The organism is Polaribacter sp. 2305UL8-11, from assembly GCF_058147165.1.
On sequence record NZ_JBYVJW010000002.1, the window covers coordinates 309,878 to 332,636 of the forward strand.

The following is a 22,759-nucleotide window of genomic DNA, read 5'->3' on the forward strand; positions in this document are numbered from 1 at the left end:
TATACAATGAAAAATAATTACTTACTAAAATTACTATTAATCCTGTGCTGCTCAACAGGGTTATATGGTCAAACATTACCAACTGATATTAGTTTTAATAATAACAATTGGACAGAAAGCAGTTCAGGTGTAACTCTTTCAGGAAACGAATACACAATAACAGGAAATGCATCAGGAACAAGAAAGGTATATTTAGATGTACCTGTAGCTGATACGTATAAAGATGTATATATTACTGCTGATATTGAGATTAATAATGTTGTTTATGGTGATCGCATATACAAAGCACCAAGAGTAAAAATATATAAAGGAGGAACTACTTCTCTTTTACTTGCAGAAAATTTAAATTATCACCCAGAAGGTGCATTTTATAAAGTTGGTGTTGTTATAAAAAGATATGATAAAAAAAACATCAGCTCTCTTAGAGTTGAGTTTTTAATGCAAAACGCCTCAGGAGAAATGAAAATTAAAAATCCTGTAATAACAAACGTTAAACCAGCTATGGATTTTTCATTTCCTTTTACTGCTCCTTCTAGCACCACCTATACCTTAGATATAGATACCAATAGTAAACATACTTTTAATAATGATTTACTATCTACAAATACGCATTTTAGATTTATGGAAAACCAAGGAGGATATAATTGGAGTTCTTCAGAAACAAGTCAAGTTATTAACAATTGGTTCCCTCAATCTAATTTTAGATTTCCAGGAGGTACTGTAGGTAATTATTACAATTGGAGTACAGATAAATACCATCCACAAAACTCTAATGGAATTACCATTGGTAATCACAGTACAGATTTTGAGTTTGATTACACAGCATATAAAAATATCTGTACAACAAATAATGCATCTTCTACATTAATGTTTAACGTTTTAATAGATTCTCCTACCGATTCAAAAAACAGATTACAAAGTAGAATTAATGACAATTTAGATGTTAAATGGATTGAATTAGGAAATGAAAACTATCACACAGGACAACAAGGAGGAAATGTTACAGATGTAGACTCTTATATATCGCATACTGTAGATATGGTTACCCAATTAAAAACAGTAGACCCTAATGTTAAAGCAGCTGTATGTCTTGAAAAAGAATATTACTATACAGGTAGCTGGAATCAAAAAATAAAAGCGTATGCAGATGGTACAAATGATTATTTTGATGCAGCTACGTTTCATAATTATAATAATTCTAATGCATTTTTATACAGTGGTTCAACAGTATATCGTATGATGAATTCTTATAAAATTACTATGGATCGTATTAATAAGTTTAATACTAATTTTCCAGGTAAATCTGCTTTAATTACAGAGTGGGGAGTTTTATCTAATGGAACACCTGTTAACTTTACACAAACTTTAGCAAGCGCAGATGTTTTCTTAGCATTAGAAAAAGGGAGTCAACAAGGTATTGTAAAGCAAGCAGGTTTGCACATGCTTTGGAAAAATAACATCTATTCAGAATCTACTTTAACCTATTTAGATAATGGACAAATGAAATTAACAGCTTTAGGAGTAATGTATGCTTCTTTATTTGATGTATTTAAAGATAAAGAAGTATATGATGCTTACAGTGCTGGTCCAGATTTAGAAGCAAATTTAGATGGAATGTATGCCAAAGCTGTGGATGCTGGTACAGAATACAAAATATTTGTTGTAAACAAACTACCTACTACCTCTACTCTAAATTATAAAATAAATGGTGTTGCTTACGAAGGAAACTATACTATCGAAACTTTTAAAGAAGACATTACTAAAGAATTAAAAACACCATACACAAGCAAATCTTCTGCGTGGACGTCTAACACTCCATCTGCTACTGGAGGTAATTTAAGTATTCCTGCATATAGTATTAACATTATTACAATTTCAAAAGCTTGTGATGCCTCAGAAGATAATATTATTGCAAATGGTACAGCAGAATGTTTGTTAGCAGATGGTAATTGGACAGGAGTTGTTGCAAGTTCTACAGATAGCGAAGCAACTTTTTCAGATGAAAGCACAATTGTAAATGGAGGAAATAACGCATTTAAAATTTCAACAACAAAAACCAATACATTAGCTACACCAGAATTAGAAGATATTCGTATAGATAATGCTAAATATGATGGCGATTTTAATGGAAAGACAATAACTATTGATGTTTGGGCAAAATCAGATGTTTCTGCTCAAATAGGTATTCAATTAAAAGTTGATAAAACTGCAGGAGGTTCATCGTATATAGTAACTTCTCCAACTTTAACAACAACATATACTAAATATACGTTAACAGCAGATATTACAGAGGCAACAACTGGAGTTTCCTTAAGATTATTAGCAGGTAAAACTGTTGCAAATTATTATTTTGATGATATTGTTGGTACAGTTAGTATCAATTTAGATGTAGATAACGATGGTTACAATAACGATGTAGATTGTAACGATAATGATGCCGCTATTAACCCAGGTGCTACAGAAATTCTGTATAATGGTGTAGACGATGATTGTGACCCTGCTACTTTAGACACTGTAGATGCTGACAACGATGGTTATAATAGTGATGTAGATTGTAATGATAATGATGCTGCTGTTAATCCAGGTGCTACAGAAATTCTATACAATGGTGTAGACGATGATTGTGACCCTGCTACTTTAGACACTGTAGATGCTGACAACGATGGTTATAATAGTGATGTAGATTGTAATGATAATGATGCTGCTGTTAATCCAGGTGCTACAGAAATTCTATACAATGGTGTAGACGATGATTGTGACCCTGCAACTTTAGACACTGTAGATGCCGATAACGATGGTTATAATAGTGATGTAGATTGTAATGATAACGATGCTGCTGTTAATCCAGGTGCTACAGAAATTTTATACAATGGTGTAGACGATGATTGTGACCCTGCTACTTTAGACACTGTAGACGCAGATAATGATGGTTATAATAGTGATGTAGATTGTAACGATAATGATGCTGCTGTTAACCCAGGTGCTACAGAAATTTTAAATAACGGAATTGATGATGACTGTGACCCTGCTACTTTAGACACTGTAGACGCTGATAACGATGGTTATAATAGTGATGTAGATTGTAATGATAACGATGCTGCTGTTAATCCAGGTGCTACAGAAATTCTATACAATGGTGTAGACGATGATTGTGATCCTGCTACTTTAGACACTGTAGACGCAGATAATGATGGTTATAATAGTGATGTAGATTGTAACGATAATGATGCTGCTGTTAACCCAGGTGCTACAGAAATTTTAAATAATGGAATTGATGATGATTGTGACCCTACTACAGTAGATGTTATTAATTATACATTATCTGTTAGTGCTGTTAATGGTTCAGTAACACCAAACAGTGGTACATATGCAGCAAATACAAGTGTAACCATAACAGCTACAGCAAGTTCGGGTTATCAATTTAGTAGTTGGTCTGGAGATGCAAGTGGTTCTACCAATCCTTTAACAATTACAATGGATGCCAACAAAAACATAACTGCTAATTTTACTCAAATCCCAACAAATACAACAACTACAATCTCTGTAGTAGATGATGCTCACGTAAGAAATGGTACTTATAAAAACGACAATTATGGTACTTATTCTAATATGCACATAAAAGAAACATCAGCCAACAATAAGAAAAGACAAACTTTTTTAAAGTTTAACCTTAATAATATTAGTAATGTTGTCTCTGCAACACTAAGAATTAACAATACTGGTGGTAATGGAAGTGTTTTATTAAATAAAGTTTCTGATGATACTTGGACTGAAAGCAATATAACTTGGGCTAATAAACCTACTATAGGAAATAACGTTGGCACTATTACACTTAATGGTTCTGGAAATCATGATATAGATGTTACAAACTACGTTGCAACTGAAGCTCAAAACGATGGTAATGTTAGTTTTGTGCTTAGAGGCTCAACATCTAATTTTATGAAAATATCTAGTAAAGAAGGTAATAACGCCCCAAAATTAATTATTGAATATAGCAACAGTTCTGCAAAATCGTCTCAGAAAGGATCTGTTTTAACAACACAAACCTTTGAGGACAAAAATGCAATTTTTGTTTATCCAAATCCGACCAAATCATTGCTTAATTTTAAAATAGAAAATGCAGATATTGAAAACGGAAAAATTCAAGTTTTTGATGTAACAGGAAGATTGGTAAAAACAAAATCTATATCTGGAAAATCAATGCAATTGCAATTAGATGGTCCAGCTGGTATCTATATTGTTAAAATTACAAATGAAGCATCTTCAGTTGTAAAACGAATTGTGAAACAATAAAATACTAATAATAATTTGTGATAAAAGGGACATATTTTGTGTCCCTTTTATCATTTTATAAAGCTTTGTAATTTTATGATCAATTTTTAGAGTCTCAAATCTATCGTTATCAAACTTAAAATTTAAACCATATTGTATTTAATAAAAGTATAGTGATAATTTTAAAGCTTTTAAAATACAATAAAAAGAAAACAACAGACAGGAGATTATCTGTAATAAAAACAAGGGAATTTTAAAATGATAAGTTGGTAAAAAAGTTATTCAACTAACATCAAAAATACTACAACACAATCATCAAAAATAAAAAGTAAATATTTGTTTATAAATTGAAATTAAAATTTTCTTTTTTTAGAAATATTGGCAACATCAAAAACAAATAAAAGTCTTCATATATAGTTTTCAAAAAGTTATTCTATAACAATTTTCTTTCTTAGTACTCCTTTTTTAGTTTGTAAATGAACAATGTAAATACCAGAAACAACTTTAGGTAGGATGATTTCTTTGGTTCGATTTACTTGAAAAGTTTTATTTATAACTTGTTTTCCAAGGATATTGAACATCTTTAAATTCGCTTTTTCTTGAGATAAGCCAATAATATTTAAAACTGAAGGTTTAGATTGATACATCCTTACATTTTGAAATGTAATATTATTTGTATGTAAAGCGCTTTGTCTTGTATGTAAATAAAATCTTCCAATACTATTTGTACTTTTAGAAAGAGTGAATTTATATTCGCTTATATCTTCTTCTAATCTTATAAAATTGTTTGTTTTCTTATCCTCTAAAAATAGTTTTATACCAACAGGTAAATTTAAAGCTGTTGCAGAAATTGTAAGCTCTTTATTTGCTGTTGCAATAACCCCTAAAGGAATTACAGTTTCTTCAAAATTAGAGTTTGACACAGATTGAACTTGATATTTTTTACCAACATTATTAGAAATTAAATGTGAAAATATTTCGAAATTGCTTTTACTTCCTCCAAATAATTCGCCATCATAACCATTATCAAAACCAGTAGTAGCATTATTTAAATAATAGATTTTTGCCAATTTGTTTTGAGTGCCATCTTTTAAAAATAATTGCACTTCTGTTTTAGCACTACTTCTTAAAAAGGTATCAGTAGTTTCATGACTCTGATTGTTTTTATCAAAAAGAACACTTCCATTTACAGGAGTTGAACTCGCTTTTATAAAAAAACCTTGACCTGGGGCAACTTTAAAATCATCTACAGTAACTTTTGTAATATATCCGTTTGTATTTTGATCCCAAATCCAGATAGTTTGTGTTTCTAATTCATTTGTATTTGACGTTAAAAAAGTTCCGCTATTTATAAATGTAGTGTAAGGGTTTCCTATTAGATTATAGGCATTACCAGCACCAATAGAAATGTTTTTTGATACGTTTGCTGTATTCATATTTCCTAAAAAAGAAACATCTCCAGCTGTTTTTAATTTTGCAATAAAACCTTCGCCATTATTCATAGTTCCTGTAGAACTTGTTTTTTTATAATTCCATAAATTGTTGGCATTAGTTTGTGAATTGTCATAAGAGGCAAAGCCAAGATTTGTAGGATTAATGGTTCCTGTACTAAATAAATGGTTTGTTATTAAATTTTCTAATGATTCTCCAGCAACAGGGCTTGATATTAAATACCAATTAGAAGTACTTAAATTTCTTTTATAAGTTACTTTTCCTAAACCTGTAGTAACTGTACTTTCTGCTTTAAAAGTAGCACCAGATTCTATGGTGATTCCGTAAACATTTACAGCAGTATTTGCTGTAGGATATTTTGCCAAACCACTTGGTATTAAAACATAACTTATTGATGTTGGTACAGCTGCTGGTGTCCAGTTTGCAGCTGTATTCCAATTATTATCTATGCTTCCATTCCAAGTGCTTGTATGTTTATCAACTTCTATTACTGTAACAGAAAATCTTTTTATTTCTGTTGAATTTGTAACGTTTCCAGTAATTAATTTTATAGCACTACTTCCATCAGAAACACCAGAAGTATATGGTTCATTAGAATAATACTGTGTTATTTTGGGTTGACCAATATAATTAAATGAAGCACTAAAATTCACATCAGAAAAATCAGTTTCGTTTGTATTAATAATTAATAAAGTTTCCTTTTTATCATTCTTAAATTTAAGACCATATAAAGATTTTACAGCATTTACAGAAATAGGATTATTTGTAAAATTTACCTCTTGCATTTCTGTCATATCTGCAGCTGCTTTTAGTAAAACTTTAGAGGCGATTCCTACTGGTGCTAATTTCATGGGAGTACCAACTTTTACTACATTATTATCGGAAACAAAATGCCAATCTAATTGTTCTACTTTTTCTCCTAAACTAATCCATCCGTAATTAAAAGCTGCATATCTAACAGCAGAAGCCCAAGTTTCTTCTGCAATTGCTTTTACTTCGCCAAATTCTGTGTACCAAATTTTATAATCATTAGGTACAAGATTATAATCTGCTACTTTGTCTAAAGGGTATTCTATACCTTCTGCAATGGCTATTTTAGATGTAGCATTATCAGTTATTGTAGTTTGAACTCCATATTTATCATTTAAATAATGATGTTGTGTAACTGCATCAATGTTGCTCTTTAGAGTTGCAAAATCTGAATTCGTTGCCAATTCATTAAAAATGGTATTATTCCAACGTTCTCTAATAGAGTTTCCATTTCCGCTTTTTGTGGTTGTTAATGCAAACTTTAATGTAGGAAATGCTACTTTTAGTTGACTAACTATAGTTTTACACTGTTCTAAATAAAATTTTGCATTTACAATTGTCGCATCTTTTTTGTTGGCAGATTCAAAAGGTTGGTTATTTGCAGTATCCCATCCAGCATAAAATTTGCTATCTTTTTCTTCTATGTGAAAAATACCTCCTTCTTCGTTACCAAAGTAAAATTCATTTCCTAATTCAACAGCATAAGGCATTTTGCCTGCGTTTTTAAATTCATTAATTGCAGCTATCATATCGCTAATCTTTAAATTTAAAGTAGCTGTACTTTTAAGAGTTTGTTCGTTGGCAGTTACAGCAACTCCTGTTGTTGGAGTTGGTCTTGCCATATTTACTACGTAAATAATTTTTGTTCTATTAGGAACTACTTGTACAAATTCTGGGATTTTTAAAATTTCTTTATTATTCCAAGTTTTGTCTGTATTTTCTAAAAATCTTCCTGTTCTCCAATCCCAATAATTAGCTTGTGTTCCTCCAGGATATCTTAAAACATCAGGATTCATCTCTGAAACCAGCGTTTTAAAAGATGCGTCTGTCCACCAATTTCCTTTGTCTGAACGTCTGTTAAAACCAATATTTAAATCGCTAATATTTCTAACTACTGTATTTAAAGAAGTGGTAACAGTCTGCGCATTAGAACTAAAAGATAGAAATAGAGTGAAAAATAAAAGAAATGTGTTTTTTTTATTTATAATAGATTTTAAATACATATATGTTTTTTTATCAGATGGAAACAAAAGTATTTTATAGCGTTAACAACAATGTTTAAAAACTATCAAAAGGAGTTCATTTTAAGAAAGTAGTATAAAACTAAAAAGAGGCTGTCTAAAAAGTAGTTAAGTATGTGAAACTGAGCTTGTCGAAATATGACAAGTAGTTAATTTTTTGACTTTTTAGACAGCCTCTTTTTAATATTTACAGGAAGAATAATCTTACCAGTTTTTTATATATTTTTTAGCCAATTTACCAGAAATAGTTAAATCTTCATCAGTCCAATTACCATCTGTATTAGTATTGGGTTTTAATGCAGAAGCACCTTCATCTTTATTATTAATTGACCAATTACAATGTGTAAGTTGATTTTTTCTCATAAAATCCATCCATTTTTTTGTAGATTCTGGATCTGCTTCTCCACTTCCATCTGCTTTAACACTTCCCCATTCAGTAACAATTAAAGCAATTCCATTATCTAAAGCTTTCTGTGCTTTGTTCATTAACCATTTTTTATGAGAAGCTGCATAAAAATGAAGTGTATAAGCAATATTTTGGTAACCTTTAATTGGGTTTTCTGAGGCATTATCTACATCTTGAGACCATTTAGGTGTACCAACAACAATAATGTTATCTGAATCTATTTTACGAATCGCTGCAATTACTTTTTCTGCATAAGGTTTTATAACATCATCCCAAGAAACATCTAAAGGTTCATTGTAAATTTCATATATAACATTTGGATGTTTTCCATATTTTGTAGCCATTTTTGTAAAAAACTCAATCGCTTCTTTTTCGTTATCTTCTGCTTTATGACTGTGCCAATCTATAATTACATACAGGCCTAAATTTATAGCAGCATCTACAACAGTTTCTAATTTTGTTTGGTTGGTTTTTGCATCAAAAAGGTAACTATCATGAATATCTGGGTCTGCTGTCATAGGAATTCTAATGATGGTTGCCTTCCAATTTTCTTTTAAATGTTGTACAACATTTTTATTGTAAAAACCATTTCCTCTGTAATAATCATTAGACCAAAACAAGCTATTTCCTGCAAAGCTTACAGAAACACCTTTACTGTTTACAATTTTGTTTCCTTTTACAGATAAAGCACCATTTTTAGAAACTACAGTAATCTCTTTTCTGTTCATTTCTTCATTTTTTTCTGATGTTATTTTAGCATTACAACTCATAAGAATCAGCAAAAGTAAAAGGATACCTCTCATAATTTTATTTTTAATATTAATAGCACTTCAAACAAATTTAATTTATTTTTTACTGCAAAACCAGTGTTCATAGTACATTTGACGATATCTAAACCTTTTAAGATGTTTAATAAACCTATTTTTTAAAGTTGAAGAGTACTTTTACCTTGTAAAATTATCATCAATTATGAAACATTATTTTTTAAAATCTCTTTGTATAAGTTTAACTATTTTAGTTTTTGTTGGATGTAAATCTGAAAGCAAAAAAACAACAAAGGTTGACGAAAAAAAGAAACCAAATATTGTCTTTTTTATCGCTGATGATATGTATCCTTGGATGTTTAATAACACTCCAGAAGGACAAAGTAAAGATGGAAAACCTTTAAACTTAACACCAACTTTAGATAGGTTAGCTAAAGAAGGGGTTTGGTTAGAAAATATAAAAGTAGTCTCTCCTGTTTGTACTCCAAGTCGTTTTAATGTATTAACAGGTAATTATGCAAGTAGAGCAACTAACGAAGCTTTTACTGGATTTACTAATAAAAACGATGGGCAAACAGTTATTCAATGGAATTCTTATATTGTTCCAGGGCAAGAAACAATGGGTACATACTTTCAAAAATTAGGTTATAAAACAGGTTTTGTTGGTAAAAATCATATCATAGAAAGTTTATCTCAAGTAGGTGATGGAGGAGAAAAACCAGAGTTAGATGCAGATCCAACAGATACAAAAGTTAAAGAAGGGTTAGAATATAGATACAAAGAATTACAAAAAGACATAAAAAAATCTGGATTTGATTATGCAGAATCTTTATATCATAACAACCCAAATTGGTTAGGTATAAGAGCATTAGCCTACCAAAATATGGATTGGATTGCAGAAGGAGGAGTTAACTTTATAGATAAATACAATAAAAATCCGTTTATGTTGTACATCGCTTCTACCTTACCTCATGCACCACTTAAACCCGAATTATCTTGGAAAGCAGATAGAAAAATAACACCAAGAGGTATTTTAGAAAAAGCACCAACAGTTTTACCTCAACCACCTGTAGAATCTCTTAAAAATAGAATTAAAGAAGCAGGTTACGAAGGTAAAAGCAGAGAAAATATTTTATGGTTAGATGATGCTGTTGGAGCACTTTTTAAAAAATTAGAAAAAGAAGGTGTTTTAGACAATACAATTGTTGTTTTCTTTAACGATCATGGTCAAGATTTTAAAGGAACTTTATACGAAGGTGGTGTAAACTCTCAAGCATTTATATGGAAAAAAGGTGGCTTTAAAGTAGGTAATGTTTTAGAAACTCCTGTTTCTAATGTAGATTTCTTACCAACTTTATTAGATTTAGCTGGAGACACAAAACATAAAGATAATTTTGATGGGAAAAGCTTTAAAACTGCTTTAGAAGGAAAACAATTTACAGGAAGAACTTCTATGTATCATGAATTGGGTTATGCAAGAGCTGTTGTAAAAGATGGTTTTAAATATTATGCTGTAAGATATCCTAAATGGGCTACAGATTTTACGTTAGAACAACGTAAAGACACGTTAGAAAAATATACTAAATTTAGAGAGTCTTTTGGAGAACATGGTATTTCTGATAATCCAAAAGATCCTTATGGACAATTAGAAATGGTTCCTGGAGGTGGAGGTGCAGAGCACAATGCGTATATGAATCATCCTAACTTTACAGCTCCAGACCAACTATATGATTTAAAAAATGATCCTGAAGAAAAAAATAATTTATACAACAACCCTAAATATGCTAAACAATTAAAAATGTTGAAAGCAGAATTAAATAAATACACATCTTCTTTACCAGGTAAATTTGAAATTTAATAACAATATTCAGTAATATATTATAAAGATGAAATTAAAAATAACAATATTATTCTCGTTGATAGTTTTAACTATTATTAGTTGTAAAACACAACAAGTAAAAAGGGCTTCAACTAAAAAAGAAGTAGCAAATACTTCTAGCAAAGCAAAAAAGAACATCCTTTTTATTGCTGTTGATGATTTAAAACCATTACTTTCTAATTATGGAGAAACTCAAATGAAAACTCCAAATTTTGATAGATTAGCAAGTTTAGGAATGACGTTTACAAACGCACACGTACAATATGCTGTTTGTGGTGCTTCTAGAGCAAGTGTTATGACTGGTACAAACCCTGATACTAACAAAGTATGGGATTTAAAGACCGATTTTAGAGAATCTGCACCAAATTTAGTTTCTATGCCAGAGCATTTAATTAACCAAGGTTATGAAAGTACTGGCTCTGGAAAAATATATCATATTCCTTCAGCTGCAAAAGGGCATGATGGAAAAACATGGAGTATTCCTCATGAAATGCCAACAAACTTCGACCCTAAATACGGAGAACCTGCTTTAAAATACTATCAAAATCCAGAAACAAAAGCTAAAATGGCTCAATTAGAAGAAGAAGCTAAAGCTAAAGGAATTAAAAAAGCAGGAAAAATTAGACGCTATATTTTAAAGCGTTTAAAGCCAAGTACAGAAAGTATGGATGTAAGTGATGAAGCTTATAGTGATGGTTTATTTACACAAACTGCTCTAAAACAACTAAAAACTTTAGAAAAAGGAAAAAAACCTTGGTTTTTAGCAGTTGGTTATCAAAAACCTCATTTACCTTTTGTAGCTCCTAAAAAGTATTGGGATTTATATGATAGAGATAAAATCGAATTGGCAAAATTTCAACAATTATCAGATGGTACTCCTTCTTTTGCGTATCACTCTTTTGGAGAGCTAAGAGCTTTTTCTGATATTGATAGTAAATTAGGGGTTGGAGACAGAGTTCCAGAAGCAAAACAGCGTGAATTAATTCATGGTTATATGGCTTCTATTTCTTACATAGATGCTCAAATAGGAAAATTATTAGACGAGTTAGAAAGAAGAAATATTTTAGATGATACTATAATTGTTCTTTGGGGAGATCATGGTTTTCATTTAGGAGACCATACAGAATGGTGTAAACATTCTAATTTTGAACAAGCAACTAGAATACCTTTTATGTTTGCAGGTCCAGGAGTTGCAAAAAACAAAAAAAGTCATCACCCAGTAAATTTAGTAGATTTATTTCCTACAATTTTCGATTTGGCTAATGTGCAACAACACCCACAAACAGACGGAAAATCTTTGGTAAATTTATTAGATGCAGACCCAAATACTACTATTGATATGGATTACGCATATCATCAATATAAAAGAGGCCCAAAAATGGGATATTCTATAAGAACAGACAGATACAGATATACAGAATGGCATGACAATAATTATAGAAGTTATAATGATTATAATACTTCTAAAATTGCAGGTCGTGAGTTGTATGATTATGAAAAAGACCCATTAGAAACTAGAAATTTGGTTAAAGACAAAGCCTATGCTGCTGTTGTTAAAGAGTTAAAAAGCAAACTAAAAGCGCATCTAACAAAATAAAAAAATAAATGATGATGAAAATTGTCACTTTTTTTGGCACAACTTCTCAATTAAACCAATTAGCCATAAGCAAGTCTAAAAAATCGTTTAATTAAAATAATTTCAATGAAAAAAATAGTATTCTTATTAAGTATCAGTTTTTCTTTAGTAGCTTGTGCACAAACAAAGTCTGTAAAATCTTCTGCAAAAGTACCAAACATCTTAATTATTCATACAGATGATTTAGGGTATCATGATTTAAGTTTTACAGGTTCTCAGTTATACAACACCAACAATATTGATAAATTAGCAAAAGAATCTATTAGTTTTATAAACGCATATAGCAGTTATCCACGTTGTACGCCTTCCAGATATGGAATGATAACAGGAACCTATCCTGTAAACGAAAATAAAGGTTGGCTTGGAGGCATACCAGAAGAAAAGAATTTTATAAAACAGTTTAATAACGCTGGTTACAATACTTCTTATGTTGGTAAATGGCATTTAGGTGAAGGTGATAGTAACCCAGTTGCTTTCGGGTTTAAAAACACGTATGCAGCAGGAAGAGCTGGTGGTATAGGAAGTCGGTTTTATCCATTTAATTTTAACAGTAAAGGAAAACGCCATAAAGAGCAAGTAGTAGATCTTGAAAAAGATGGAAAAGAAGGCGATTATGCATCCGATTTATTAACAGATGCAACCATTAAATTCATAAAAAACAATCCTAAAGACAAACCTTTTTTAGCAGTTTTAGCTTATTATTCAGTACATACACCTATAGAAGCAAAACCAGAAGACGAAGCTAGGAACAAAGAACAATTAAAAAATATTGATTTTGGAAACACTCCAGAATATATAAAGGAAGGTAGAGGAAGAAGAAAAATGCGTCAAGACGATGCTGCTTACGCTGGAATGGTTGAAAACGTTGATGAAAATGTTGGAAGGCTATTAAAAACCTTAAAAGATTTAGGAATTGATAAAAACACCATCATTGTTTTTTCTTCAGATCATGGTGGTTTGTCTAATGATGGTTTTAAAAGCGAACGCCATTTAGCAACCACAAACCTACCTCTAAAAGCAGGAAAAGGACATTTATATGAAGGTGGAATTCGTGTTCCTTTATTTATAAAATGGTCTAATGAATTAAAGCCTAAAGTAGATGAAACATCCATAGTTTTAGGTATGGATATTTTTCCAACTCTTTTAGATTTAGCAATTCATAAAAAAGTAAAAGACATAGATGGTAAAAGTTATGCCAAAGTTTTAAAAGGACAAGATTCTTGGAAAGACAGAACTGTTTTTTGGATTTCTAGAAAAGCAAGACCACACAGTACAGGAGATTCTAAAGCAGCTGTGGTTAGATCTGGAGATTATAAACTTATGCAATTTTTAGATACCAAAAAAGTAGAAGTATACAATTTAAAAAAAGATATTGGTGAGAAAAATGATTTATCTAAAACAAATCCAAAGAAAACAGCAGAGTTATTAAAACTTCTTAAAGACTGGAAAACTGCGTATCTAATTCCAGAAAAAATGAAAATTTCTAACCCAAATAAAAAGAAAAATAAATAATGAAATCATCTAATAATTCTTTATTTAAAAATATAAACTTATATATTTTTACAATTATATTCAACCTTTATTTTACTACAAACTCACAAACTGTAGCTACTTCTTTAAACACAACAATTAGAAATATTTCTGATTTAGAAATTGGTTTTAACAGACGTTCAGACAAAGGAACTTGGTGGACAGACAATTCCTTTAAAAATTTAATCGCAGAAATGAATCCAGATATTATAAGATATCCAGGAGGAACTCAAGCTAATTATTGGGATTGGAGAACTGGTAGGTTTTTAGATAATACAGATAAAAATTGGAACAACAAAGAAATATTAAAAATACCAGAATTTGTAAGTTATGTGCCAACAAATACTAAAATAGTATATGTAATAAACATGGCTAGGCCTACACCAAATACTGGTGTTTCTGTAACAGCCAACGAACAAACTTTAAAAAGTGATGCTACTTTAGATTTAAAGATTACAGATATGATTGCTGCTATAGACAAGTTTGTAGCAGAAGGTAAAAAACCTTATGCTGTAGAACTTGGTAACGAATTTTATTTCGGTAATGAAGAAGCTGGTATTTATCACATTACAGAAAAAGACAGTAAATTTTATGCTGGTTGGAACTCATCAACAAACAGTGCGTATGAATTTAATAACAAAAGAGATGCAACTGTAGAAAACGCTAAATTTTATTTAAAACATTGTAAAAAAATTGTAGAAAAAATTAAAGCAAAATATCCAAAAATAAAATTTGCTCTTACTACCACTAAAGAAGAACCTGTAGCAAAAACTAGAGAGAGATGGAATACAACAATTTTTAATGAACTAAAAAATAATACAGATTACACTACTTTAAAAAATGATATTTATGCAGTTACACAACATCATTATTTAAACAGTAAATATGGTGTTCAAACAACTATTACTGATAATACAACAGCAAAAGTAGCCATTGCAGAAGGTATTAAATACCCAAAAGACAAACAATCTGATTATGATTTAGTACCTAATGATTATAAAATTTGGTATACAGAATATGGAGAAGTAAAAGCAATTGCAGAAGAAACATGGGCATCTGGCATAAGATATGCTGCTTTAGTTTATAGCTGGTTATCTTTGGGAGATAAAGTAGACCAATTAGATTGGCACTATATTACAGATAACAATGTAGTAAGAACAGATTCTCCAATGAAATTAGCACCAGTTGGTATTGCAGCAAAACTTGTTTCGAAAGCATTTAAAGGTATGTCAGAAATGCAAGAAATAAATTTTACCAACAATCCTATTTCTGTTGATAATGTAAAATCTTTATACGGTTACAAATTAAAAAATGCTGAAAAAGAAACTTTACTAATAATTAATACCAACGATTTAGATTTCACAGAAGTTCAATTCAACACATTAATTACCTATACAGGCCAACCAAAAATGACACAGTATTACTCTAGTAGCTCTTATGTTACAGGTGTTTTCGAAGGCAATTCTAACATTATTTCTAATACAGAAAACGTTACAAATTCAACAGAAATTAAAAAATTCTCTGTTACAGTAATTGAGGTTCCTAAAAGCACTCTTAGCGTTTATAATGAAACTGTTTCCAATGTCTCTATTTTTCCAAATCCAGTAAAAAACACACTCAAAATAGCTTCTAAAGAAAACATTCAGTTAATTTCTGTTTTTAATATTACTGGTTCTTTAGTTTATAAAAGGGACAAAATATCTGACAATACAATAGATTTAAGTTCTATAAAATCAGGTATTTATATCGTAAAAATAAAGTCTGATAAAGGTGTTTTTTATAGAAAAATAGTTAAAAAATAATGAATTATTAGATGGCAATTTTCAAATCTTCTTTTTGTTTGTGGTTAATGGCTTTTGTTTTCTTTGGTTGTAAAACAAAATCCTTACTAAATAAAAAAGGGAAAATTGAATATAAAAAAAAACATGTTTTAATTGGCGCAACTTTAAACCATAAAGAATTAAACACAAAAAAAGAAACACTTTTTTTAAAAGACTTTAAGTATTTAACACCTGCAAATGCATCCAAACAAAGAATTATTCATCCAATGCCAAACCAATGGAATTGGAAACATACTGATGATTTTTTAGCATTTGCAAAAAAAAATCATATTGCAGTAAGACTTCATGGTCCTATTAGTCCGCAAGCTTCTTGGTGGGTAAAAAAAGATGATAGAACAGCAGAAGAACTCAATTCAATTCTTATTGATTTTATGACTGCCTTTACCAAAAAATACAATAGTCATCCAAACGTAATTTGGATGGATGTTGTTAACGAAACAGTATTATCTAGTGGTAAATGGCATGGTCCCAAACCAGGAATAGATAAATGGGAAAACCCATGGTTAAAAATAGGTTTGGATAAAAATGGATTTCCTCTATACATTTTAAAAGCTTTTGAAATTGCAACCAAGCATGCACCAAATGTAAAATTGGTGTTTAATCAAAATGCAGGAATGGAAGATAAAATGTGGGACAAAATAAAAAAAACCATTTTATACTTACGCTCTAAAGGACACAGAGTAGATGGTCTTGGTTGGCAAGGTCACTTACTTTTAGGAGCAAAAAGAAAAGATTTTGTAGATAATATAGATACAACTTTAAAAAAACTTGGTAGTCTTATAGATTGGGCTCATCAAAATAATTTAGAGTTCCATTTAACAGAATTAGACTATTTGGTTAAAGAAAATAATCTTAAAAATTTAGAGGTAGAAAGAGCTACACAAGCAGCAATTTATGCTAAAATATTTATGCTTTTAAAAGAAAAAGCAAAAAACGGCTTTGTATCACTAAATTTCTGGGACTTAAGTATCCGTTTTGGAAAAAATAAAGGTTATTTTCAATCAATTTATGATGAAAATTTAAACCCTACAGAATCTTATCGTGTTTTTAAAGAAAAATTTGGTAGTAAATAATTTTAGTTTTTTTAATATGAGATTGCACAAACACATCTTCTTAATACTGGTCCTTACACTATTTTCTTGTAAATCTAAAGAAATAAAAACAGCTAAAGAAAACCTAAAGCCCAACATCTTAATAATTCATGTAGATGATTTAGGTTTTCATGATTTAAGTATTAATGGTTCTAAAATTTATCAAACTCCCAATGTTGATAAATTGGCTTCAGAATCTGTGGTTTTTAATAATGCGTATGCAAATTATCCAAGATGTGTACCTTCTAGATATGCGATGATGACTGGTAATTACCCTATAAAAAATGGTGATGTTCCAGATGATGGTTTTAATATGACAGATGTTTCAGACAATAAAAATTTTGTTAAAAATATCAAAGCAGCTGGTTATCAAACCGCTTATTTTGGTAAATGGCACTTAGGTGATAAAAATAGTTTAAAAGAATTTGGTTACGATTTTAGTTTTGCAGCTGGTCATGCAGGTTCTCCTATAAGTTTTTTGTATCCATTTAACAAACCAAAATGGAAAAAAGGAAAATCGAAAAAATCTCCAATTCCAGATGTAGATAATGTGAGTAAAAATGGCGATTATTTAATGGATGTAATGACAGATAATGTAGTCAAATACATTAAAAATGCAGATAAAAACAAACCTTTTATGGCAATGTTTTCTTTTTATGCAGTGCACCAACCATTAGAAGCAAAAGAGAAAGATATTGCTAGAAATAAAGAAGAAATTAAAAATTTCGATTATGGCAATCAACCCCAATTTATAAAAGAAGGAACAGGAAGAACAAAAATGCGTCAAAATCATCCAAAATACGCTGCAATGGTTGAAACAATGGATGAAAATGTTGGCAGGTTAATGCAATTATTAAAAGATTTAAATATCGAAAAAAACACCATTATTGTTTTTTCTTCAGATCATGGAGGCTTGTCTAATGACGGAACTAAAAAACGAGATTTGGCAACATCTAATTTCCCTTTAAGAGCAGGAAAAGGCTGGTTGTATGATGGTGGAATTAAAGTGCCCCTTTTTGTAAAATGGCCAAACCATTTTCTGCCTAAACAAGACAATGAATCTTTAGTAATGTTAATGGATGTTTTTCCAACAATGTTAGACATCACTGCAAAAAAATCTTTAAATACTGATGGAAAAAGCTTTCTACCAGTTCTTAAAAATAAAGAAAAATGGACAAACAGAACTGTATTTTGGCATTCATCAAAAGCAAGACCAGTAAATACAGGAGATACAAAATCATCTGCCATTAGAAAAGGAAATTATAAGTTGATAAATTGGTACAAAGAAGGTAGAACAGAATTGTATGATATTGCTAAAGATCCTTCAGAATCTAATGATTTATCAAAACAGAAACCAGAATTAACTGCAACATTATTAAATGAATTAAATAGCTGGAAATCTAATTTCTAAAAAATATGAAAACCGTTTTTTACATCATCGTTTTATTTTTTTGTTTTAGTAATTACGCTCAAAAAAATATTACAGTAATAAAGCCAGAAACTGTTTCCTATAAAAAAATAGATACCATAAATTTAAAACTTCATATTTATAAGCCTTTAAATTTTGATAAAACTAAAATATATAATTGCATTGTTTTTTTTCATGGTGGAGGCTGGAATGGAGGTAGTTATAAAGCATTTAAAAGACAAGCTTCTTATTTAGCTTCGAGAGGTATGATTGCAATTTCTGCAGATTATAGAATAAAAAACATTCATAGAACAACTCCTTTTGAAGCTGTAGAAGATGCTAAATCTGCAATAAGGTTTGTAAGAAAAAATGCAAAAAAATTAAATATTAACCCCAATAAAATTGCATCTGGAGGTGGTTCTGCAGGTGGACATTTGGCAGCAAGTTGTGGTAACATAGAAGGTTTAGAAGCAGAAAATGAAGATTTAAATATTAGCTCAAAACCTAATGCTCTGGTTTTGTTTAACCCTGTGTACGATAATAGTAAAAGAGGGTTTGGTTATAAAAGAATGAATGGTAGATATTTAGAAATATCACCATTACATAATATTACAAAAGGTGCACCTCCAACAATTGTTTTTTTTGGGACAAAAGACAAAACAACACCTATAATTTCATCTAAAGAATATGAAAAAAAAATGAAAGATGTTGGTAGCAGATGTGATTTACATTTATATGAAGGTGCAGAACATAGTTTTTTTAACAGAGGAAAGTATTTTATAGATACACTTTTAAAAACAGATGTATTCCTTGAATCATTAGGTTATTTAGCAGGGAAACCAACAATTAAAAATTAATTTTATGAAGCACTTACTTTTTTTTCTATCTATTTTAGTTCTTCCTTTATATTCTTCTGCTCAAAAGAACAAACTAAAAGGAGAAAATTTAATTAATTATAACCAAATTAAGTTTATTAAAACCAATAAAGAGTTTGGGAAAATTACAATAATAGAACCTTTTAATAAAAAGAATGCACAATTCGAAATTGAAACAATAAAATTACCTCAATTTATATACAAAAGTGCAACTTCGCTCCCAATTTACAAACAATCTGTAAAATCTGGACGCGTATTTTTGTTGAGTTTTACCGCAAAAACAACAAAATCTAGTTTAGAAACAGGTGAAGCTAAAGTGAATCTTTTGTTTAAACAATCAGAATCATATAAAAACAATATTGTATCAACACAAAGTATTTCTTCTCATTGGCAAAAATATTATATTCCTTTTCAATCAGATATAAATATTGATAAAAAGAGTTTAGGAATTGTATTGCATTATGGTTTTAAGCCACAAGCTTTTTTAATTAAAGACATAAAGTTTGAGCTGTTTGCAAAAGGAACAAAATTTGAGTCACTTCCTAAAACCGAAATTGTTTACAAAGGTATGGAGCCAGATGCCAAATGGCGAAAAGAAGCACTTGCAAGAATAGAAGGACATAGAAAGAGTGATTTTAAAGTGCAATTTGTAAAAAAAGGAAAATCTATAGCAGATAAAAACATAAGTATCAAATTAATAAAACATAGCTTTCCTTTTGGAGCAGCAATTAATGCAAAAGATGTAGTTGCCAATTCAAAGAAATATAAAAACTTTAAAAAAGCTTTTGATTTAGCCGTTTTTGAAAACGATTTAAAAATTAAAAGTTTACGTTGGAAAAAGAAAAAAGACCAAGTAATTGAAGCTGTAGAAATCTTACAAAAAGACAAAATAGCCATAAAAGGGCATGTATTAATCTGGCCAGGATTTAATTATTTAACTCCAGAAATTAAAAAAAATCAAGACAATCCAGAAAAAGTAAATCTATTAATAGAAGAACATGTTTCTAGTCTTTTAGCACTCACAAAAAATAAAATATCTCATTGGGATGTTGTAAACGAAGCCTATACAAATAGAGATTTACAAAAAATAACAGGTTCTGAACAAATACTCTATAATGGCTTTATAGCAACCAAAGAATTACAACCAAATGCAAAACGTTTTACCAACGAATATGGTATTATAAGTAAAGGTGGTTTAGATACCAAAAAGCAAGAATGGTATTACAATTTTATTAAAAGAATAGATAAAAACACAGGAGGTTTAGTAGATGGAATTGGCATTCAAAGTCATATTGGCTCAGATTTAACACCTCCAGAAAAAGTACTAGAAATTTTAGATTATTATAGTACTTTAAATAAAAAAATTAGTATTTCAGAATTTACAATGGATATACAAGAACCAAAAATTAGAGAGCAATATACACGCGATTTTATGATTGCTGCTTTCAGTCACCCAAAAGTTAGTGAATTTCTTTTTTGGGGTTATGTAGAAGATGAAAGAAAAAAAGTAGATATTTATAAAAAAGACTTTACAATTGGAGCAATGGGTAAAGCCTATTTTTCTTTAATTAATAATATTTGGAAAACAAATTTTGTCGCAAAAACAAGCAAAGAAGGTACAATTGATGGAAATGGTTTTTACGGAACTTATGAATACACTTTTGTTGAAAAAAATATTATTAAAAAAGGAACATTCCACTTAAAACCTTCTCAAAAAAAGATTATAAAAATTAATATTGATTAATATAACTAATTATCAGCCTCAAATGAAACAATTACTATGTATTCTTACTGTTTTAATAAGTATTTCTTGTACTTCAGAAAAAACAAAAAAAGAAGTAAAATCCGAAACTAAAAAACAACCAAACATTCTTTGGATTGTAACAGAAGATATTAGTCCTACACTTTCTTTTTATGGAGATAACACTGCTAAAACGCCTAATTTAGATGCTTTAGCATCACAAAGTTTAATTTATGACAATGCATTTACAACTGTAGGAGTTTGTGCACCAAGCAGATCTACCATTATTACAGGAATGTACCCAACATCTATTGGAACCATGCACATGAGAGCTGCACATGACGTGTTTTCTAAAGGCAGACAAGTATATAAAGATAGCGTAAATATAAAAGATATTTCTGGAAAGTATATTAGACAATACTCTGCTGTTATTCCAGAAAACGTAAAATGTTATACAGAATATTTAAGAGCTGCTGGTTACTTTACCACAAATAATTACAAAACTGATTATCAGTTTTCTGCTCCTGTAACTGCTTGGGATCAAAATAATAAAAACGCACATTGGCGAAACAAACCAAAAAACAAACCTTTCTTTTCTGTTTTTAATATTGATGTTTCTCACGAAAGTTTTTTATGGAGAAATAAAGATCTACCTTTAACTGTAGATCCAAAAATTGTTCCTGTACCACCTTATTTACCAGACAATAAAGCTACAAGAAAAACAGTTGCCAGACATTACAGTAATGTAGAGTTGATGGATAAAAGAGTAGGAAAAATAATTAAAGAGCTAAAAGACGATGGTTTGTATGATAATACTATAATCTTTTTTTACAGCGATCATGGAGGACCATTACCAAGACAAAAAAGAGCTATTTATGATTCTGGTTTAAAAGTTCCTTTTTTAATAAAAGGAATTAATAGTGAACCAGGAAGAACAGATAGGTTAATTTCTTTTGTAGATCTAGCACCAACAATGCTAAGTTTAGCAGGTGTAAAACCACCAAGTTATATGGAAGGTAAAGCCTTTTTAGGTGAATTTGATACCGAGAAAAGAACACATATTTTTGCTTCTTCAGATAGGTTTGATGAGTTTACAGATAGAATTAGAGCTGTTAGAAACAAACAATTTCTATATTTAAGAAATGATTTCCCAGAATTAACAAAATACAAAGATGTAGCTTATAGAAAAAACATTCCTATGATGCCCGTTTTTTTAGAATTAAAGGAAAAAAACAAACTTAACAATGTGCAGAAAATTTGGTTTCAAACCAAAACTGATGAAGAATTATATGATGTTGTAAAAGATCCTTTTCAGATAAATGATCTATCTAAAAACCCAGATTATGCAACTGTTTTAAAGGAAATGAGAACTACCTTAAAAAATCATTATGCAAACAGAAAAGACTTTGGTTTTACTCCAGAAGCAGAAATGATTGCTACAATGTGGCCTAATAATACACAACCAACAACTAATAGTGTTGTTATTAAAAAGGATAATGATAAAGTAACACTTTCATCAACAACAAAAGGAGCATCTATTGCCTATTTAATTTCTGATTCTAAGACAGAAAAATTAAATTATAATAGCAAATGGCAATTATATTCAACACCAATTACTGTGGAAAAAGGAAAAACAATTTATACAACAGCACAACGTATTGGTTTTAAGCAAAGCAAAATTACTTCTCAAACAATTGAGTAGTTTTAAATTTGAATGAAGTCTTCTACAAACTCAGACTGACATTCGTCTCTTTTATTGTAATTAGTAGTTAAACAATATTAATTGTTATCACTAAAATCAATTTAAAAGAAA

General features: G+C 29.9%; 12 protein-coding genes. 10 read left to right on the forward strand and 2 right to left on the reverse strand.

Translation table 11 applies throughout. From position 1 onward, the window contains the following. Positions 1–6: 6 nt before the first annotated feature. Positions 7–4,293: a MopE-related protein gene (locus tag ACY2RW_RS03005; protein WP_490121215.1), complete on the forward strand. Its 4,287-nt coding sequence runs from the start codon at positions 7–9 to the stop codon at positions 4,291–4,293. Between the two features lie 407 nt (positions 4,294–4,700). Here ACY2RW_RS03005 and ACY2RW_RS03010 read toward each other — a convergent pair whose 3' ends face one another. Continuing rightward, the gene (locus ACY2RW_RS03010; protein ID WP_490121216.1) at positions 4,701–7,757 is read right to left on the reverse strand and encodes a T9SS type A sorting domain-containing protein; all 3,057 of its coding nucleotides are present in this window, start codon (positions 7,755–7,757) and stop codon (positions 4,701–4,703) included. A 222-nt stretch (positions 7,758–7,979) separates the two neighbouring features. Beyond that, positions 7,980–8,951 carry a glycoside hydrolase family 5 protein gene (locus ACY2RW_RS03015; RefSeq protein WP_490121217.1) on the reverse strand — a complete coding sequence of 324 codons (972 nt, stop codon included), beginning with the start codon at positions 8,949–8,951 and terminating at the stop codon, positions 7,980–7,982. 199 nt (positions 8,952–9,150) lie between these two features. Between ACY2RW_RS03015 and ACY2RW_RS03020 the strand changes: the two genes are divergently transcribed. From ACY2RW_RS03020 to ACY2RW_RS03060, 9 genes are all read left to right on the forward strand, one after another. Then, a complete protein-coding gene (locus tag ACY2RW_RS03020) occupies positions 9,151–10,803 on the forward strand; it encodes a sulfatase family protein (protein WP_490121218.1) in 1,653 nt (550 codons plus the stop codon). A gap of 28 nt (positions 10,804–10,831) precedes the next feature. Continuing rightward, positions 10,832–12,421, forward strand: a complete 1,590-nt coding sequence (locus tag ACY2RW_RS03025) for a sulfatase (RefSeq protein WP_490121219.1) — start codon at positions 10,832–10,834, stop codon at positions 12,419–12,421. A 105-nt stretch (positions 12,422–12,526) separates the two neighbouring features. Next, positions 12,527–13,972 (forward strand): sulfatase, encoded by a 1,446-nt coding sequence (locus tag ACY2RW_RS03030; RefSeq protein ID WP_490121220.1) that lies wholly within the window; start codon positions 12,527–12,529, stop codon positions 13,970–13,972. After that, on the forward strand, positions 13,972–15,792 hold the full coding sequence (locus tag ACY2RW_RS03035; protein WP_490121221.1) for a T9SS type A sorting domain-containing protein: 1,821 nt from the start codon (positions 13,972–13,974) through the stop codon (positions 15,790–15,792). The genes ACY2RW_RS03030 and ACY2RW_RS03035 overlap by 1 nt, the downstream gene beginning before the upstream one ends. A gap of 11 nt (positions 15,793–15,803) precedes the next feature. Then, on the forward strand, positions 15,804–16,904 hold the full coding sequence (locus ACY2RW_RS03040; protein WP_490121222.1) for an endo-1,4-beta-xylanase: 1,101 nt from the start codon (positions 15,804–15,806) through the stop codon (positions 16,902–16,904). Positions 16,905–16,920: 16 nt separating this feature from the next. Continuing rightward, positions 16,921–18,333: a sulfatase gene (locus ACY2RW_RS03045; protein ID WP_490121223.1), complete on the forward strand. Its 1,413-nt coding sequence runs from the start codon at positions 16,921–16,923 to the stop codon at positions 18,331–18,333. 5 nt (positions 18,334–18,338) lie between these two features. Then, positions 18,339–19,187 (forward strand): alpha/beta hydrolase, encoded by an 849-nt coding sequence (locus ACY2RW_RS03050; RefSeq protein WP_490121224.1) that lies wholly within the window; start codon positions 18,339–18,341, stop codon positions 19,185–19,187. Positions 19,188–19,191: 4 nt separating this feature from the next. Next, positions 19,192–20,949: an endo-1,4-beta-xylanase gene (locus ACY2RW_RS03055; protein WP_490121225.1), complete on the forward strand. Its 1,758-nt coding sequence runs from the start codon at positions 19,192–19,194 to the stop codon at positions 20,947–20,949. A 22-nt stretch (positions 20,950–20,971) separates the two neighbouring features. Next, positions 20,972–22,648: a sulfatase-like hydrolase/transferase gene (locus ACY2RW_RS03060; RefSeq protein WP_490121226.1), complete on the forward strand. Its 1,677-nt coding sequence runs from the start codon at positions 20,972–20,974 to the stop codon at positions 22,646–22,648. Positions 22,649–22,759 lie beyond the last annotated feature (111 nt).

Bases quoted from the DNA above. Each gene is read 5' to 3' on its own strand.
- ACY2RW_RS03015 (WP_490121217.1), bottom strand. From the start codon at position 8,951: ATGAGTTGTAATGCTAAAATAACATCAGAAAAAAATGAAGAAATGAAC.
- ACY2RW_RS03060 (WP_490121226.1), top strand. From the start codon at position 20,972: ATGAAACAATTACTATGTATTCTTACTGTTTTAATAAGTATTTCTTGT.
- ACY2RW_RS03005 (WP_490121215.1), top strand. From the start codon at position 7: ATGAAAAATAATTACTTACTAAAATTACTATTAATCCTGTGCTGCTCA.
- ACY2RW_RS03010 (WP_490121216.1), bottom strand. From the start codon at position 7,757: ATGTATTTAAAATCTATTATAAATAAAAAAAACACATTTCTTTTATTT.
- ACY2RW_RS03040 (WP_490121222.1), top strand. From the start codon at position 15,804: ATGGCAATTTTCAAATCTTCTTTTTGTTTGTGGTTAATGGCTTTTGTT.
- ACY2RW_RS03020 (WP_490121218.1), top strand. From the start codon at position 9,151: ATGAAACATTATTTTTTAAAATCTCTTTGTATAAGTTTAACTATTTTA.
- ACY2RW_RS03030 (WP_490121220.1), top strand. From the start codon at position 12,527: ATGAAAAAAATAGTATTCTTATTAAGTATCAGTTTTTCTTTAGTAGCT.
- ACY2RW_RS03045 (WP_490121223.1), top strand. From the start codon at position 16,921: ATGAGATTGCACAAACACATCTTCTTAATACTGGTCCTTACACTATTT.
- ACY2RW_RS03025 (WP_490121219.1), top strand. From the start codon at position 10,832: ATGAAATTAAAAATAACAATATTATTCTCGTTGATAGTTTTAACTATT.
- ACY2RW_RS03035 (WP_490121221.1), top strand. From the start codon at position 13,972: ATGAAATCATCTAATAATTCTTTATTTAAAAATATAAACTTATATATT.
- ACY2RW_RS03055 (WP_490121225.1), top strand. From the start codon at position 19,192: ATGAAGCACTTACTTTTTTTTCTATCTATTTTAGTTCTTCCTTTATAT.
- ACY2RW_RS03050 (WP_490121224.1), top strand. From the start codon at position 18,339: ATGAAAACCGTTTTTTACATCATCGTTTTATTTTTTTGTTTTAGTAAT.